The 17845-nt window shown below is 61.6% G+C and carries 13 protein-coding genes; 7 read left to right on the top strand and 6 right to left on the bottom strand.

From position 1 onward, the window contains the following. The first annotated feature begins 188 nt into the window (after positions 1-188). Positions 189-1124, top strand: coding sequence for a hypothetical protein (locus BraRD5C2_RS11345; protein WP_223968348.1), 936 nt, complete (start codon positions 189-191; stop codon positions 1122-1124). A gap of 25 nt (positions 1125-1149) precedes the next feature. Beyond that, on the top strand, positions 1150-3705 hold the full coding sequence (locus BraRD5C2_RS11340) for a glycosyltransferase (protein ID WP_223968347.1): 2556 nt from the start codon (positions 1150-1152) through the stop codon (positions 3703-3705). Here BraRD5C2_RS11340 and BraRD5C2_RS11335 read toward each other — a convergent pair. Then, positions 3646-5994, bottom strand: coding sequence for a glycosyltransferase family 2 protein (locus BraRD5C2_RS11335; protein ID WP_223968346.1), 2349 nt, complete (start codon positions 5992-5994; stop codon positions 3646-3648). The two genes, BraRD5C2_RS11340 and BraRD5C2_RS11335, sit on opposite strands and share 60 nt — an antisense overlap. A 227-nt stretch (positions 5995-6221) precedes the next feature. Between BraRD5C2_RS11335 and BraRD5C2_RS11330 the strand changes: the two genes are divergently transcribed. Further along, positions 6222-7529, top strand: coding sequence for a UDP-glucose dehydrogenase family protein (locus BraRD5C2_RS11330; protein WP_223968345.1), 1308 nt, complete (start codon positions 6222-6224; stop codon positions 7527-7529). Positions 7530-7658: 129 nt separating this feature from the next. Here the strand turns inward: BraRD5C2_RS11330 and rfbD are convergent, their stop codons facing one another. Then, positions 7659-8570, bottom strand: a complete 912-nt coding sequence (rfbD, locus tag BraRD5C2_RS11325; protein ID WP_223968344.1) for a dTDP-4-dehydrorhamnose reductase — start codon at positions 8568-8570, stop codon at positions 7659-7661. Beyond that, positions 8570-9124, bottom strand: a complete 555-nt coding sequence (gene rfbC / locus BraRD5C2_RS11320) for a dTDP-4-dehydrorhamnose 3,5-epimerase (RefSeq protein ID WP_223968343.1) — start codon at positions 9122-9124, stop codon at positions 8570-8572. The genes rfbD and rfbC overlap by 1 nt, the downstream gene beginning before the upstream one ends. Positions 9125-9233: 109 nt before the next feature. Here rfbC and rfbA point away from each other — a divergent pair, with 109 nt between their 5' ends. The 3 genes from rfbA (at position 9234) to BraRD5C2_RS11305 (ending at position 11973) form a co-directional block, all read left to right on the top strand. After that, positions 9234-10145 carry a glucose-1-phosphate thymidylyltransferase RfbA gene (rfbA, locus tag BraRD5C2_RS11315; protein ID WP_223968342.1) on the top strand — a complete coding sequence of 304 codons (912 nt, stop codon included), beginning with the start codon at positions 9234-9236 and terminating at the stop codon, positions 10143-10145. Next, the gene (gene rfbB / locus BraRD5C2_RS11310) at positions 10135-11202 is read left to right on the top strand and encodes a dTDP-glucose 4,6-dehydratase (RefSeq protein WP_223968341.1); all 1068 of its coding nucleotides are present in this window, start codon (positions 10135-10137) and stop codon (positions 11200-11202) included. Before rfbA ends, rfbB begins: the two co-directional genes overlap by 11 nt. Positions 11203-11424: 222 nt before the next feature. Then, positions 11425-11973, top strand: a complete 549-nt coding sequence (locus tag BraRD5C2_RS11305; RefSeq protein WP_223968340.1) for a hypothetical protein — start codon at positions 11425-11427, stop codon at positions 11971-11973. Between the two features lie 181 nt (positions 11974-12154). Here BraRD5C2_RS11305 and BraRD5C2_RS11300 read toward each other — a convergent pair whose 3' ends face one another. Next, positions 12155-13123 carry a glycosyltransferase family 2 protein gene (locus BraRD5C2_RS11300; RefSeq protein ID WP_223968339.1) on the bottom strand — a complete coding sequence of 323 codons (969 nt, stop codon included), beginning with the start codon at positions 13121-13123 and terminating at the stop codon, positions 12155-12157. A gap of 163 nt (positions 13124-13286) precedes the next feature. Here BraRD5C2_RS11300 and BraRD5C2_RS11295 point away from each other — a divergent pair, with 163 nt between their 5' ends. After that, positions 13287-14456 carry a glycoside hydrolase family 71/99 protein gene (locus tag BraRD5C2_RS11295; protein ID WP_223968338.1) on the top strand — a complete coding sequence of 390 codons (1170 nt, stop codon included), beginning with the start codon at positions 13287-13289 and terminating at the stop codon, positions 14454-14456. A 146-nt stretch (positions 14457-14602) separates the two neighbouring features. Here BraRD5C2_RS11295 and BraRD5C2_RS11290 read toward each other — a convergent pair whose 3' ends face one another. Next, entirely contained in the window at positions 14603-15526 is a 924-nt protein-coding gene (locus BraRD5C2_RS11290; RefSeq protein WP_223968337.1) for a glycosyltransferase family 2 protein, read from the bottom strand. Between the two features lie 12 nt (positions 15527-15538). Continuing rightward, positions 15539-17749 carry a glycosyltransferase WbsX family protein gene (locus BraRD5C2_RS11285; RefSeq protein WP_223968336.1) on the bottom strand — a complete coding sequence of 737 codons (2211 nt, stop codon included), beginning with the start codon at positions 17747-17749 and terminating at the stop codon, positions 15539-15541. Between the last annotated feature and the right edge of the window lie 96 nt (positions 17750-17845).

Here is a 17845-nt window from a genome sequence, read left to right as displayed (position 1 = left end):
GGCGCGCCCCCCGGCCGCGCGGTCTTCGATTGGGGTCAGACTCGAGATCGTGACCGGCAGGGTGTCTTCGATATGCACGTGCGAACTATCTCACCGGATTAACATTAAGCCCCCTTCTATCACACCAATTTTTGGGGCACACTGTGTGAGAGATATATCGACCCATTCCGCTAGGCTCGCAGGCGACCATGAACGAACAGATTCAGCAGAAAACCATCGACCTGGCACGAGGTCTCTTCCTGGTTCGCTACAATGGCGCGGAAGACAAGACATCACCTCCGGTGGTGCGCGTCTATGCCGATCGCACCAGTCTTAACAATTGTAACATCATTACCGGGCCCGACGCGGCCAATGGAACCCTGTTTGCGCCCGAGACCGCGCTGGTCGTGTCGGTGGCCCGGCCAAGCCGCCTGATCGTCGAGGTCACGGCGGGGCGCGCCGGCGGCTCGACCGCCGCCAATATCAAGATCGAACCGCTGACCCAGGGACAACCGGCCGTGCAGCCGATCGGTCAGCCGGCCAGCCAGCCGTTCGACACCTACGAGCCCGAGCCTGGCCCTGAGGAACTGAGCGCCCTCAAGCTGCTCGCGCATGTCGCGGGTTTGGGTGACGTGACGGTCGGCCCGAATACTTGGATCGCCGGCCCGGCCGCGCCGGCCCGTATCGAGGGAATTTCGCTCGAATGGCCGAACAAGCCGCACGATCTCAACCTGCAATATGCGGTCAAGTTCGCCCGGCCGCAGCGCGGCGACAACCAGTTCGTTCCGCTCGGAACCTTTGCCGGAACCCGGGGACGCGCGCTGGCGATCACAGGGTTCTCGCTGGAAGCCACAGGCCCCGGCGCGGATCGCTACGCCATCGCCGCCGAAACTATCTTCCTCGGGGCTCCCGCCTTGCGCGTCACCGGGAACCGGATTGTGGTGTCGGGCCCTTCCGGCCGGGAACCCCTGGTGGGCCTCAAGCTCAGCCTCGAAGAGCACCGGGTGCAGGCAGCGCCGCTTGCGCCCCGGCAGCCGATGCGCGTCGAGCCCGCCCCCGCGATGCCGCGCCAGGAGGCACCGCGCCTCGAGGGACGGGTACGCGTATTCCGGAGCCGCCAGAACGCGGTCAAGACGGCGGGCTGACCATGCGGGCAGACAAGGGCGACACTTGACCGCCGACGCGCGCAGGATCGCCTTTACGTCCAGAACCCTGCACCACGCCGATCTCGAGCGGGCCGCTGTCGGGGCGCTTGAGGCACGTGATTTCCGTCGCGCATTCGGGCTCGCCGACCGCCGCTGCCGGATCCTGCCGCATCCGGGCGCCCGCGCCCATTTGCTGCGCGCCGAAGCGCTGTTTCGCCTCGATCTCAAGGAGGCAGCCGTCGCCGGCGTAGCCAAAGCGCTCGAGCTCGAACCGGACGATCTTGCCGCCGCACGGCGAATGATGGCCTGGGGCGACGGCCCTGCGCAGATCGAAGCCGCGCAAAGCGTCGCGCGGCGCGATGACGATCCGGATTCAGTCAGGAGCGCGCTCCTGCTGCTCGAGCAGAGCGGTCAGGACAGCTGCGCCCGTATCGACTTCCTCGATGAGGAGGTGAAGGGATGGGTGACGTGGCGAGGCGCGGACGATCCACACCTCTCACTGGCGCAGGCGGATCAATCCAGCACCGTGCAACTTCCCGCCGACCCCCGTCACAGGTTTGCGCTCAATGGGCGACGCGCTGCGAGCTTCCGCCTGATGCGGCCGGCGTCCGCGACCTCGCAACGCCTCGAGATCGCGCAGGCGGGCGGCGTCATCGCGAGCGTTCAGGTCCCGGCCAACCGCGCGCCGGATCGCCGCAACGCGCCACAACGGCCGCTTCGCGCCGGGAGCGCCGACGCGTCGCCGCTCACCATCATCATTCCGGTGTACCGGGATCTGGCCGCGACGCATGCCTGCATCGAGAGCGCATTGACGGCCGTGGCCTGCACGCCGGGCGCGACCATCGTCGTCGTCGATGATGCCTCGCCCGAGCCCGACATCAAGCGCCTGCTCGGCGAGTTGGCGTCCGAGCAGCACATCCGGCTCCTGACCAACGCGCACAATCTGGGCTTTGTCGGCGCGGTCAACCGGGCGCTTGCCGAGACAGATAGCGGCGACGTCGTGCTGCTGAACTCGGATGCGACGGTGCCGAAACACGCGCTGCAACGCTTGCGAACCGCTGTGCGATCGACGCCGGGCGTGGGCACGGCGACCCCGCTCTCGAACAACGGCGAATATACCAGCTTTCCAATCCCGAACCGGTCCAACCCCCTGCCCTCGCCCGACGAGCTGGAATTGCTGGACGAGCTTGCCGGCGCGGCAAATTCCGGAATGGCCATCGACATTCCCAACGGCATCGGGTTCTGCCTCTACATCACCCGCGCATGCCTCGACGCCGTGCGTGAGCTCTCCGACGACTTCTATCGCGGCTATCTTGAAGACGTCGACTTCTGTCTGCGCGCCGCGGAGGCCGGCTTCCGCAATGTGTGCATCCCGTCGGTCTTTGTCGGACACGAGGGCTCGCGCTCGTTTCTGGGCGAGAAGCGTTCGCTGGTGCTGCGCAATCTCCGCGTGCTCGAACACCGCTACCGGCGCTATGCGACGGAGTGCGCGGCGTTTCTGCTTGCCGATCCGCTGCGCGATTGCCGCGCGGCACTCGAGCTCAAGCTGCTCGCTACCGAGCAGCGCGCCACGAGCCCGCACGTCATCCTCTGCGGCTCAGCCGTCGGCCGCGAGATTGCGATCAGGCGGTGCCGGCAGCTCGCGGCGGACAACAAGCGCGGTCTGATCGTGCAGTTCCGCGCCGAGGGACGACGCCAGCTCGCCGCGATCTTCGCTCCGGATGGCGGAGCCCCGCAGTCGATCACACTCGACGTTGCGACGACTGAGGGCCGCGAAGCTCTTCTGAGGTTTCTCACCGATCTCCAAATCCGCTCGCTCGAGATTGCGGAACCGAACCGCATTCCCGGCGCATGTCTCGCGCAGCTCACGCAACATTTCGCCTACGAGCTGCTGATCACCGACACCAGACTTGCCGCGCGCGCCGCGATTGGATCGGGCCTCGATCCGGACTGGATCGGTCTCGTCGAAGGCGCCCGAGGCGTGATCGCGATCGGCGAAGAGGGAGCAGCCTTTTCGGTGTCGGTTCTCGGCCTGCAAGTGGTCAGGCCGAGCGACCCGCCGGCGCGGCCGGTGCGGCATCCTGCCGTGGACGGCCCGGCGCGCCTCGGCCTGCTTGCCCTGCACGGCAGCGCGGCGGAATTTCGCTTCGTCAGAGCGCTCAGCGATCAAATGGCCGACGCCAATGCAGACGCCGAGATCATCGTGCTCGGTACCACCCTCGACGATCTCAAGCTGATGCAGCGGACCAATGTCATGGTCACCGGCGAAATCGCCGTCGACGACGTTGCGACGCTGATCGAAGGTCACGGCATCACGAAACTGGTTCTCGACATCGGCGAACCGGCATTCGGGCATCCGCTGGTCGATGCGCTGCTGGCGACCGGATTGCCGGCCGCCGCGACGGAATGGCTTCCGACACCACCGGGACGTGGCCGAAAGACCGACCTGAAGCTGCCGCCCGGCCTCGATGCCGATGACGCGATTGCCGCCGTCCTCGACTGGGCGGTCGAAGCCGTGCAGCTACATCCCGATCGGAGGAGCAGTCGGCACCGGCGGGAGGTTGGCGCGCGGCTTCCATGACCGCGGCGGCCATGCGAGCGAAGAGAATGGGGTCGAATCCAGCCCCAGCAGCGGGCTGTAATAGGGATCATCGAGCAGCACCTCGCCCCACTTCGCGCGCAGCATCGCCTGCTCGCGCCCGAAGCGGGCCTTGCGGTCCGGCGCGGAATCGCGGCCGCGGCTTGCCGACTCCAGGTGAACGAGTTTCGCGTCCGGCGTGAATACGATCCGCTTTCCGAGCTGGCGCAGCTTCAGGCAGAGATCGATATCGTTGAAACTGATCGGAAAGCGGATTTCGTCCATGCCGCCGACGGCGACGAAATCGCGCTTGCGCATCAAGAGGCAGGCGGCCGTCACCGCCGAACATTCGTGCGCCACCTGGAGCAGATCGCCGTAGCCGGGATCACCGTCCATCCGGTCGTTGAAGGCGTGCGCAGCCGAGAAGTTGGCGCCCAGCACCACCCCGCCATGCTGCACGACGCTGCTCGGCCAGAGCAGCTTTGCGCCGACGGCTCCGACATCGGGCGCGGACAGCCGCCACAGCATCTCCGCCAGCCAGCCGTCGTCGAGCGCCTGGACGTCGTTGTTGAGGAAGCAGATGTTGTCCGTATCGACGCAATCGACGGCGGCGTTGTTGATGGCTGCGAAGTTGAACGGCCCTTCGACCGAAATGACGTCGATTTCGTCCGCTGAGAGACCCTCGAGATAGTCCAGCGCGTCCGGCTCGCTCGAGCTGTTGTCGACGACGAGAATCCGGGCGTTGGTCTCGTGTGCGGCCGGCAGAACCGTCTCGATGCAACGCTTGAGCAATTCGGCGCGGTTTCTGGTCGGGATGATGATGGTGGTGCGCTCGTTCCAATCGACCGCGCGCTTGACCCGCACGGCTGGAAGAAGCCCCGCTTTCCGCGGCTCGACATTCGCCTCGACGCCAGTCCTGGCCAAATACGCCTTGCTTGCAGCTACCAGTTCGGCGGTCGCGGCGGACACATCAATCCGCGGCAACGCCGCGACCGATCCCGGCAGATGATAGGTTCGCTCACGCTCCACGCAGCCAATGAATATTTCGTAGAGCGACGCCGCCGATCGCAGCGCTTCCACGGCGCGTTCCCGACGCACCGCAAAGCAATACGCGCCATAGCCCTGCTCCAGGGCACGTTCAAGATCGAATGCCGAAAACGCCAGCGGCCAGACCGCGCCGGCGCCGGCCGCGACCTCGACGTCGCCATAGACGAGATCGCAGCCGGGCTCCGACGCGAACACATCGGCGAAGCGCTGCAAGGCATCTTCCGCGAGGATCGTTCCGCTCAGGCAGAACACGAAGAACGCGCTGTTGGCGGCATCGCCGTCGACGAACTGGCGCGCAGCGCTGGAATCGAACTGACTGAACCCCCGCGCCGGCAGAGACACCGCCGACCAGGCCGCGTGCCGCTGGGCCTCCAGGCTCTCGATGCTTTCGTCCACCCTGGCATCCCCGATCAGGACGACCGCGGCCTCGGATAGAGCATCAGACTGTGCTGGCGGCGTTGTCGGCGAGAACCGCTCTTTCCAGCTGCGGTAGGTATGAAACGGCACCGAGGCAGGCAGGAGCTGATCGAACAATTGGCCGCGCAACCGCTCACTATCCCAGCGTCCGAGCTCGGCAATGGTCTGCTCCAGCCCGCGCTCGAAAGCGACGAATGCGACCGGCTCGGAGATCAGGCTCCGTCCCGAAATGGTCCGCGCGGACAGCCCGCGCACGCGACCGTCGGCAAAATGCTCGGGCAGATGAAAATCGATCCGGCGGCCGACGCCGAACTCGCCGCCGCGCGCAACGTTGGTCCATCCGGTCGGCTTCACGGTCATCACCGGCCGTTGCGCGATCAGGATCTCGATGTCTTCGTCGACGTCCTGCGAGAGCCAGCCCTCGAAGCGCAAGCCTCCGACCCATTTGATCTCGCCGATTCGGTGCCACTGCGCTTCCGGTGCAGCAACATCGCAGCGAATCGGAGCACCGACCGGACTTCCGATATTCGCCAGTCTTGCCTCGATGATCGCAGCGCTGGAGATGACCTCATCCTGCACGTTGAAGGTAAAGCCAAATCGACCGTCGCCGATTCCGGCATCGGCAAGCTCTGTTACAAACTCGTCACACAATGATGACATGTATGGCTCGCCGTCGACCAGCAGCTCGACGGCGTAGCGTCGGCCGGGATCGGCGCGGTCATAAACAAATCCAGAAAACGTCGTGCGATCGTATCTGGAGAACTGCGTCTGCAACGACGCGTATTCAGCTCCTGAGGGCCTCTGCGTGCCTATCGTCTTCGTGCTCATGTCCACCCCTCAAACGGCGGCTCGATTGTCGGTCGATTTCAAGTTGAGAATGTGTCCATGGCCCGCCCTGGATGACTAGCGAGCACTCAACTGCACTGAGGCCATCACCGTTTGCACAAAAAGCCGCCGAGCTTCAACACAATCGATACGCTATAAAACTTGGCGTTATCGGCGCCAATTGTGCTAGTGCTAACTCCTCCTCTCCACACTGATCGACGAGCGGATTCATGAAGATTGCAATGGTTGGAACGGGATATGTAGGTCTCGTATCCGGAGCGTGCTTTGCCGATTTCGGCCATCAGGTCGTGTGTGTCGACAAGGACGCCGACAAGATCGAAGCCCTGAAGCGCGGCAAGATCCCGATCTACGAAACCGACCTCGATAAGCTCGTCGAGACCAATACCGCCGCCGGACGGCTGACGTTCACGACGGAGCTTGCCGGGGCTGTCGGCGACGCCGATGCCGTCTTCATCGCGGTGGGGACACCCTCGCGGCGCGGCGATGGCCATGCGGACCTGAGCTACGTCTATGCTGCCGCCAAGGAGATCGGCGCGGCGCTGAAGAAGTTCACCGTGGTGGTGACGAAATCGACCGTGCCTGTGGGCACCGGCGACGAGGTGGAACGCCTGATCCGTGAGACCCGTCCCGACGCGGATTTCGCGGTTGCTTCGAACCCCGAATTCCTGCGCGAAGGCGCCGCGATCCAGGATTTTCGCCATCCCGACCGGATCGTTGTCGGCACCGAGGACGATCGGGCCAAGAGGGTGATGGGCGAAGTCTATCGCCCGCTCTATTTGAACCAGGCGCCGATCCTTTATACCGCCCGACGCACGGCGGAATTGATCAAATACGCCGCGAATGCCTTCCTCGCCACCAAGATCACCTTCATCAACGAGATCGCCGATCTCTCCGAAAAGGTCGGGGCGAACGTACAGGAAGTCGCGCGCGGCATCGGGCTCGACAACCGGATCGGAACCAAGTTCCTGCATGCCGGCGCAGGCTATGGCGGCTCGTGCTTCCCGAAGGATACCCGCGCATTGTTCAAGACGGCGCTCGATCACGACGTCCAGCTCAAGATCGTCGAAGCCACGCTGACCGCGAACGACAACCGCAAACGCGCGATGGCGCGCAAGGTCGCCAACGTGCTCGGCGGAGAGCTGCGCGGCAAGACGATCGGCGTGCTCGGCCTGACCTTCAAGCCCGATACCGACGATATGCGCGAGGCACCGTCGATCCCGCTGATCAACGGCCTGATCGACTTCGGCGCGAGCGTTCGCGCCTACGATCCGGTCGGCATGGAGCAGGCCCGCAAGGAATTGCCGGAGATCACGTACTGCAAGGACGCTTATGAATGCGCTCACCAGGCGGATGCGCTTGTCATCGTGACCGAGTGGCGTCAGTTCCGCGCGCTCGATCTGAAGCGCATCAAGCAGGAGATGAAGCATCCGGTCGTCGTCGACCTGCGCAACATCTACCGTCCGGACGAGATGGCCGCGCACGGCTTCACCTACGACAGCATCGGCCGGCCGCGCTAAGCGGCCGCGCGGGCGGCGCCTAATCCCAAAGCGCGATGAGGTTGAATCCTCATCGCGCTTTTTGCTTGTTGCCTCACGAGCTCAGCGCAAACGCCTGGCATTTGCCGCGGGCGCTCCGCGCTTTGGCCCCTAGGCGTGGGCGGGCGCACCGAGCTGGACATACGAGTCCAGCTCGCTTGCGAGCGCTTCCTGCCACGTCGGCATCGAAACCCCGAACTGCGCCTTGAGCCGCGTCAGATCCAGTCGTGAATTGCCCGGACGCACCGCTTTGGTCGGGAAATCGGCCGTCGCAATCGGCACGATGTTATCGACCGCGAGCGTAACGCCACGCGACCTCAGTCCGCCGACAATGGCGGTTGCAAAGCCGTGCCAACTGGTTTCGCCGGCGCAAACCAGATTGACGACACCGCCCCTGCGCACGAGCTGATCGTGCAGCGAGGTGATGTTCGGCAGGACGATGCCGGCGACCGCGCTCGCAATCGCCTGCGCCGTTGTCGGCGCGCCGATTTGATCGGCCACGATCCGCAGCTCCTTACGCTCGCCGGCAAGCCGCGCAATGGTGCGCAGGAAGTTCGTGCCCTTTGCGGCATAGACCCAGGAGGTGCGCGCGATCAGATGCGCCCCGCCTGCCGCCTGGATCGCGACATCGCCGGCAAGCTTGCTTGCGCCATAGGCCGACAACGGTTCGGTCGGGCTGTCCTCGCGCCACGACCGGTCGCCCGAACCGTTGAAAACGTAGTCCGTGGAGAAATGCACCAGCGGCACCCGGTTCGCCGCCGCCCATTTCGCCAGCGCTTCGGGTCCCCTGGCGTTGACCAGGAACGCCAGCTCGCGCTCGTCCTCGGCGCGATCGACGGCCGTATAGGCGGCGGGATTGATGATGAGATCGGGCTTCAGTCGCTCAAGCGCGCCCGTCAGCATCTCCGGCTTCGCGAGATCGAACTCCGCGGTCGGCGGCGTGATGATGGTGCCGTGGCCTTCCAGCAGAGGCTTGAGCGCACCGCCGACCTGGCCGCGCGTTCCCGTCAAAAGAATCCGCATCAGATTTGTCCATAGGTCGGAAGATTGCTGGCGTCGGCGAGCAGCGGCGCATCCGCATCCTTGGCCGACAGCTGTGGCTTATCGACGCCCCATTTGATCCCGATCGCCGGATCGTTCCACCGGATCGAGAGCTCGTCCTTCGGGCTGTAGAAGTCATCGCACTTGTAGAAGAAGTCGGCGGTTTCCGAGAGCACCACGAAGCCGTGGGCAAAGCCGCGCGGCACCCATAGCTGGCGGCGGTTGTCCTCGCTCAACTCGACCGCGACATGCCTGCCGAAGTTCGGGCTGCCGATACGCACGTCGACGGCAACGTCCAGCACCTTGCCGCGCAGCACGGTCACGAGCTTGCCCTGGGTGAGCGGGTTTTGCAGGTGCAGCCCGCGCAGCACGCCGTAGGCCGAGCGGGACATGTTGTCCTGCACGAAGGGACGCGTGATGCCGTGCTCGACATAACGGGGCGACTGGTAGGTCTCGAGAAAGAAGCCGCGCTGGTCGCCGAACAGCTTCGGCTCGACGATCAGAACTTCAGGAAGCTCGGTCTTGATGACGTTCATTTAACATTTGTTCCAGTTTGATGCGCCAGAAATGTTAATTTCCACCTCATAACAAACTTGTGCGGCGCACGCTATATGTTATGTTTTGATAATCAAACTGTGAGGGACCATGAAAGGCATTATCCTTGCCGGTGGCACCGGCTCGCGCCTCTATCCGGTGACGACCGTCGTCTCCAAACAGCTGCTGCCCGTCTTCGACAAGCCGATGATCTATTATCCGCTGTCGACGCTGATGCTCGGCGGAATCCGCGATATCCTGATCATCTCCACGCCGCAGGACAAGCCGCTGTTCCAGCGCCTGCTCGGCGACGGCAGCGAGATGGGCGTCCGGTTCGCCTACGCCACGCAGGAGACCCCGCGAGGCCTCGCCGACGCCTTCATCGTCGGACGCGAGTTCATCGGTGATGACTCCGTTGCCCTTGTGTTAGGCGATAACATTTTCTACGGCCACGGCCTGCCGAGCATGCTGTCGGCCGCCTCGATCCGCAAGAAGGGCGCCACCGTGTTCGGCTACGTCGTCAACGCGCCGGAACAGTACGGCGTGATCGAGCTGGACGGCACCGGACGGGCGCTGTCGATCGAGGAGAAGCCGAAGCGGCCGAAATCCAACGTCGCCGTCACCGGCCTCTACTTCTACGACAATGACGTGGTCGACATCGCCGCCGGCATCAGGCCGTCGCCGCGCGGCGAGATCGAGATCACCGACGTCAACAAGGCCTATCTCGAGCGCGGCGATCTCTATGTCGAGGTGCTCGGCCGCGGTTTCGCCTGGCTCGACACCGGCACCCATTCCTCGCTGGTCGAGGCCAGCCATTTCGTCCAGATCCTGGAGCAGCGCCAGGGCTTGCGCATCGCCTGCCCCGAGGAGATCGCGCTGCGCCAGGGCTACATCTCGCTGGAAGCCTTCGCGCGGGTGGCACAGAAGACCGCCAAGAGCAGCTACGGCGAGTACCTGCTGTCGGTCTACCGCTCGTTCCAGGGTCAGCCCCGCCCAGCCGAGGTCTTCAAACATGCGGTTTAAGGGATCGACGATCTTCGTCACCGGCGGCGCGGGCTTCATCGGCTCCGCCGTGGTCCGGCACCTGCTGCGAGACACCCACGCCCGCGTCGTCAACATCGACAAGCTGACCTATGCGGCGAACCTGGCCTCCCTGCCCGGCTCGACCGAGAGCCTGAACTACACCTTCGAGAAGGCCTGCATCTGCGAAGCACAAGTCCTGCGCAGGCTGTTCGAGAAGTATCAGCCCGATGCGGTGATGAATCTTGCGGCGGAAAGCCATGTCGACCGCTCGATCGACGGCCCCGGCGAATTCATCCAGACCAACATCGTCGGTACCTTCACGATCCTGCAAGAGGCGCTGCGCCACTGGCGGACGCTCTCGCCCGAGAAGCGCGACCAGTTCCGCTTCCTGCATATCTCGACCGACGAGGTGTTCGGTTCGCTCGGCGACGAAGGCCTGTTCACCGAGACCACGGCCTATGCGCCGAACTCGCCCTATTCGGCCAGCAAGGCGTCGTCCGATCATCTGGTGCGCGCCTGGCGCGAGACCTACGAGCTGCCGACCCTGGTGACCAACTGCTCCAACAATTACGGCCCCTATCATTTCCCGGAAAAGCTGATCCCGCACATGATCATCAAGGGGCTCGCCGGCGAGCCGCTGCCGGTCTATGGCGACGGCCAGAACGTCCGCGACTGGCTGTTCGTGGAGGATCACGCGAAGGCGCTGACCTTGGTGCTGGAGCGCGGCGAGGTCGGCGAGACCTACAATGTCGGCGGCCGCAACGAGCGCACCAATTTGCACGTCGTGGAAAGCATCTGCGACCTGCTCGATGAGGTCACGCCGGCTGCGGCAGGCCCGCGGCGTCAGCTGATCAATTTCGTCGCCGACCGGCCCGGCCACGACCGCCGCTACGCGATCGACGCCACCAAGCTCGAGACCGAGCTCGGCTGGCGCGCCGAGGAGAATTTCGAGACCGGCATCGCCAAGACAGTGCGCTGGTATGTTGACGAGCAACCCTGGTGGCGCGCGATCCTGGAGCGCGGCTACAAGGTGGAGCGCGTCGGGCTGAACCAGTAGGCGCCAGTCGCTCCGGATCACCGACGCGAATTGCGGTGATCACCTATCGGCCGGCGGATGTCCGCGCGATCGGATTCAAATTTGCGAGCTGCGGGCGGGAATGAACTGAGCGGCTGATCCGGATGCGCAACGGCGTGCTGGCATCAGGCACGTCGAGCGCCTCGGCGACGACAAGTTGCTCTCGGTCGCAAGATATGGAGGAGACGTCAATTGCTACCAAGAATGTCGAAGGAAGAAGCGGATCTTTTCCTATCATTCGTGAGAAATAGCCGCGACTACGTCGAATTCGGAACGGGCGGAAGCACGGTCATTGCATCGAAGCACGTCAAGAATTCAATTACGTCGGTCGATTCCTCACGGGGATGGCTGGACCAGGTCGATCGCGCCTGCACCTCGAGCCGCACAAAACCTCATTTGACATTCATCGACATCGGGCCGACCGGCGAATGGGGTTTCCCGATCGATCCGTCAACGAAGCCACGCTGGCCGGACTATCATTCGACAATCTGGAATACGCCCGGCAGCGCCAACGCCGATCTGTATCTCGTCGACGGTCGCTTCAGAGTTGCGTGCTTCGCCCAGATTGTCCTGCACTGCAATCCGGCAGCAATCATAGGCATGCACGACTTCAGCTCGCGCCCGGCCTATCATTGTGTCAGAGAGATAGCCCGCGAAATTGCGACGGCCGGCGACATGTCGTTCTTCGTGCCGCTTGCGAACAGAAAGGCCGCGGAAGCGATACTTCAGTCGTCTAGCGCAGAGCCGTCCTAAGGCGCTTTCGAACGAAGCTGGCACGCTTGCGCGCCTCAAAACGAGAAGCTGAGCCCCGGCAATCACAACCGAGGCTCAGCCGGGAGGCCCCGCCGATACAGGTGGAAGATTACGTTGGGTGGCCTGCCGTCTGATCGCTAACGGCGGTAATGGCCCCCGGGCAACCAGGGCCGATCCAACCTCAAGAAGGCAGCATCTCAGCGCAGAGTGCGCCAAAGGAAGCACCGAACTCGGCAAAGACGCGCGCCTCATCGGGCGACGCAAATTCAACTTTACCCGACTGTTCAATTCGCATCGATCCGGCTGCCAGCGGAGCCTGCTCGGAGCCGGGGTCTTCCCGAAGAGAAAGCATCCGCTTGATCTCGGTGACGTACAGCTTCTCGTTTTCGGTGGCACGCGATAAATCTCGTTCCAATAGTTTCTCGACCGAATCCCCACGCTGCATGAATCCCCGAGCAATCAGCTTGTTGAGATTGGCACGAACCCTCTGCGCTGGAGACAGCGTGGCCATATGCAGCAGGAAGAATCCAAACAACGGCGTGGGAGCCTTCTTTCCCTTCGCGATTTGGCAGTTGTGATTTACCTCTCCCGACAGAGGCGAAGCAGCTGAACGGATCAAGGGCTTGCCCCAGGTCAGGCCATTGCGCAGTGTGCCCAAATCGGCACCGCATAGCATCCTGTCGCGATAGGAGGGCGCGTTGTACAGCCAGGTCGATGGGATGAACGCGCCGCCTTCCTTGTCGTTCAAGTGACGCAATATCGAAGCGTCGCTCGTGAAGCGTTCGCCGTCATAGAACGCCAGAAACTCGTCTGTATCCAGGAAGCAATAGAAATCGGAAGAAGCCGACAGGCTGGCGTAGAGCGCCTCGAAATTCTTGGGGTTGTGCAGGTTGTTGTGAAATCCGCCGAAACTCGCGAGCAGCAAGTCCGGCCCCAATTCCTTGTAGGTCGACAAGACCTTGCCGTCTGAAGATCCATTGTCAAAAATGATCAGGTTCGAGCTGCCCACAATCTGCTTGTGATGGGCTACCCAATCCGCAAGGAAAAACGGGTCGTCCTTTGTCTTAAGGACAATCTTGAGCGTTCCACGGGTGCTGCGGATACGATCACAAATCGCAGTCGAGTCATTTTCCCATGCAACCATCTGCATCAAACGCGGTCCCTGTGCGTTGCAACTAACATCGATCGGTTCTAGCCGATCTAAGTTCATCGCGTCGAAAAAGTTTGGCCTAACATTGGCCTTACCATTTGTTGATCATTAGGGTGTTTTTGAGGAGAATCAACAGGATGTTTGGGAAAACAACGACGGGTGCATGAACATGCTGACGCGACGATTTTTTCTGGCCCTGGGCTCGGCTGGCCTTAGCTATAGCTTTGGGCGCGGCCTCGCAGCCAAGCAAGTGGCCACCCTCACCGGTCGGCCTCTCGTGGGCGCGCTCAGGTGGGACGCGTGGTACGCGCCTGGATCAACGCCCACCAAAGCGGTCGAAACATCGCTCTCTCCCCAGCAGTATCATTGGCGAGTTCCGTTCTTCGCGAAAGAGACCACAGGAATGAACCGCGCCGAGGTTGCCTTCCCGGAGGTCACGCAAGAGACGATCGACAAGGAGATCAAGCAGGCCGTCTTCGCAGGCATCGACTACTGGGCCTTTGTCGCCTACGGCTCGGGCGATCCGATGTCGAGAGCTCTAAAGATGTTTAGAGAAAGCCCAATCAAGAAGGATATTTCGTACTGCATTTTTACCGAATTCCCTCGATTTGGCTCCCACGACAAGGAAAGTCCGCTGATCGATGAACACGTCAATCTCATGGGTGACGACAACTACCTGAGAGTAGCGGGTGGCCGACCACTGTATTTTCTCGGCTTCATACACGTTGCCGACGTTGAGAAGCGGTGGGGTGGAATGGAGAACCTTCGGTCCCAGATTGACCAATTCAGAGCCCGCGTGAAGGATGCGGGCCACGGAGATCCTTACCTGGTACTCACCGGTGACAAGAAGCTGCTCTATGAACAGGGCGCTTTTCTAACTGCCGACGCGGTCAGTTCCTATGCCGGAGTTTACGGTAGTGTCCGTGGTTCTTATGCCGACCTTGCACGTGGCGCGGAGCGAGATTGGAACGAACTGGCCAAGAGCCGGCTGCCCGTCATCCCCACCGTGATGACTGGCTGGGACCGCCGTCCGCGCATCGAACGTCCAGTCCCGTGGGAGGCCAAGCAGCGCCCTGGCGTGGGAATGGAAAACTTCTTCATTGCACCGACAGGGCCGGAGCTGTCGGATCATCTGCATCGCGCGATAGAATGGAGGTCTGCTCAGCCGGCCGAGCTGAAATCTCCCGCCATCCTGATCTATGCTTGGAATGAAAACGACGAAGGTGGATGGTTAATCCCCACCCTGCCGTGCAAGACCGAGCGCCTGGAGGCATTGCGTAAGGTCCTGAAGGATCTTCGCGAGCAATCCAAGGGAAAGCCGAACCTTTGCTAGGCGTTCACGCGCGAATGAATGCCGGTCCGCCGCTTCCACCGTTCCGTTCCGATTTGGTCGGAACGGCACGCTTCAGCTCCCACAATGTAACGGGCGGATGGGCACTGGCGTCTTGAGCCCCGTGATCCGGCGTCGGCCGCATTTCTCTAGCGCCATTCAGCCGGAACCGTCCACTGGTTCTTCTCGACCGTCCTGTGCTCGGCCATGTAAGGCGCGTACAGTTGCCGCATCCAATAATTGAAGTTCGGGTAGTTCTTTATCAGCCGATAGAAAGCGTCCCCCATGTTAAGAGGGCTGAGGCAAGTCCGGTTGGACGGCTTGGAGACCATCGCGCGCAGCGAATAGGTCTGCATGCAAGCCTTCGTTTCGCTTTCGGCCACCGAACTCAGTCCACGAAAACTGTTGGATGCGTGCAACCGATACATATATTGATCGGCTTCTACATATGTTGGTTCAACGATCGTGATCGCCCGCAGCGCGAATTCCCAGTCGTGACAATATTTGAGGTCGGCAAACCACCCCGTCCGCTTCAACAGTTCTGCGCTCAACACAAAATTTCCCGTTGAAGCCGCGATCTGCGACTCCAAGAAAGACCAGGACAGCGGGCGATCGGCACCTGCAGCCTGACTGGTGGCGTATCTGAGGCGCGCTGGAAACTGAAAGCTGTTGATGGATTTCCCGTTTTCGTCGATTGGCTCAATCGCGGAAAATCCGAAAAACAGTTTTTCAGCGCCGTGGCGGCCAACAAATGCCTCGACGCGCTCCTTGGAAAAGGCATCGTCCGAGTTAAGCAAGAACAGCATTTCGCCTGTCGCAAGGGACAGAGCGCGATTCCAGGTGAAATGAGCTCCCATGTTCGCGGGATTCTTGAGCAACTTGCATGATGCAAAGCGCTTGGCGAACGATTTCCGCTTTAGAAGCCTCTCGGCCAACTGGAAGCTGTTGTCCGGCGAGTTGTCGTCGACGATGATCAGCTCGAGTTCTGGATATGTCTGATCGAAAACCGTCTCGAGGCAGTGTTCGAGATAGGCTTCGTGCTTGTAGCAAGCAATCACCACGCTAGCTAACATTGGATCCTCAACTCAATGCCGAACGACCAGAGAATGACCTGATCCGACAATCAGGTTTTCTCCTTCGCCGACCTCAAGAATCGAAAGTCTGTACTGCCCGTCCGGCAATCCCTTAAGCAGAAAACCCACCTCGAAGCCGAAGCAGCACTCGCGGGCGGTCGCCTTCATATACTCCGTTACGTCCATTCGCTCGTGCCAATCGACAACCAGGCAGTACCCGCTCTTGCCTGCGTTGGTTTCTCCTTCCGGAGACAGCACCAAAAATGCGATGCGATTTCTGAGCGGCTCGAAGCCATCCTTGGCGAAAACCCAACCTCGGACCAGCACCCTGTAGCGCGGGTCTACCACCACACGCTCCTCCGTTTGCGAATTGATGCTCTCAATCACAAACATCGAACCATCGGGACTCGCGACGGCTCCCTCCATTTCGACCGGCAAGCCTTCTCGAAGGTGCTGGAATCCCGTCAGAGCGCCTTCGCTACGCTGCAAATTGGCGAGCACCTCGACATGAACTGCGGCTCCCTTGATAGCCTGCTCAAGCTCCGATCTGCTCAGGCAGTCCAGCAGAACAGAATTTGAGCGTAGCTCCGCCGAAATCGAATCGCCCGCAGACACCCGCCTGACGACATCCAGATAGGCACGACCGTAACGGGAGTCCGGCTCCAAGTGAGCCCCCTCGGCCCATTCGTTCCACGAATTGATGAATACGATCGGTTCACCAACAGAGCTCCGACGAGCCCGCTCAGCCGCCTCACGAAGCCATACTTCAAACGCTTCCGGACTTGATTTAACGAACACATGTCCTCGCGAGCCTTTGCGCGGTGTGTTGTCCCAGCGCGGCATGACCGACGGAAAGAACGGAAACTCGTAGACCTTACCGAGCGTCGAGCGCATGGCTTCAAGGTAGTCGTAAAGCTTTCCGGTGAAGTCCGGCGGCGCCTCGACCTCCGCACGGCTCAGCTCCCTGGCGGAAACCGTATGAGGCGGGAATTCCACTGCGGCATCGCAATGGAATTCCCGTGGATCGAACTCGCCGAAAGTCATGGCATTGCAAATGAGCAACTCCCCGATGCCGAGTTGCTTTGCACGGAGCCGCCAAGTCTGGAACAAGCGCTCCTTATCCGGGATCAGCGAGGGACGATAGATGAGAAGTATCTTTCGACCATCGACAGTGATGTAGCGATCATCAAGGAGGATATCCGCCATGTCGTCAATGAAGCGAACATCGTCTTCAAGAGAGTGGTTCTGGCCGAGAAGAAGCTCGGTGTCAGAACCGTCCCATCGGCGCGACCAGTTTTCGTTCGCCCAGCAGATGCAGAACGGCAAGTTTGGCTCGCCGTCCTCCAGCAGAAGCTTAAGCGGCTGCTCCAAAAGTCTTCGTCCTTGAAACCAGTAGGCATAATAGCAGAAGCCATGAACGCCGTAACGGCGAGCCAGCTCCGCTTGTTGCCGGCGAGTCTCGATCAATCTCATGTCGTAGAAGCCCAGATCAGCGGGCAACCACGGAGATTGGTGCGTCGGAAACTGCGGACGCATCTGGGAGACGTTGGTCCATTCAGTGAAGCCCGGCCCCCACCATCGGTCGTTTTCCGCGAATGAATGGAATTGCGGCAGGTAGAAGCAAACGAATCGCACTTCTTTCTTGGAAGCGTCGCCCGATCCGGCAACTATTTTGTTGTCGCTGTTCGGAAACAACAAATCATCGTAGTCGTCGGTCGAGAAGCCAAGTGCGACGATCACCTCGCTGCTCGATGCCAGTTTCTCAAACAGCGGTATTTCGTAGTATTCGCCATCGTTCGGGCTGACGCGAAGATAAATCTGCACATGGTCGCGTTCGACGAGCGTGTTTCTCAGGGCGCGCGCCAGACGACGGCGCACTCCCGGCTTGGATAGATCGATACGAAATCCGGGACGCCCGATCGCACTCTGTGGACCTATGCTGACCCGGACAGGTCGACCTGTTCGTCCTTCTTCGACGCAGTGGGAGCCGATAAAAAGCGCGATCGAGACGGTCGAAGCGGGCGACTGGGCATCGACAATCCAGCCGGAGATCCCCCGCCCCGAATATTCCAGGATAGCGCCACGCAGCCTCTGTCCCGACTGGAGATCGCTCACATCGGGATCCAGGAACAGGCTCTGCGCGAGGTCGTCCTGCTGAACCGGGCTGGCAACGGGCAACATATCCTTCGTATCCCTGACGCTCCGTTCGACCATCTTGTTCATCGCCACTCAATCTCCTGCCAACGCCTGGCGCTGGCTCCAGTTTCTTTCCCGGTCACGCGGACGTTCGATCCCGAGATCACATTGCCTGACACGTTC

Origin of the sequence: Bradyrhizobium sp. RD5-C2 (assembly GCF_019972155.1) — a bacterium.
Classification (GTDB): domain Bacteria; phylum Pseudomonadota; class Alphaproteobacteria; order Rhizobiales; family Xanthobacteraceae; genus Bradyrhizobium.
Note: the sequence above shows the minus strand (reverse complement) of the source record. Positions and strands in the feature narration are given on the sequence as shown.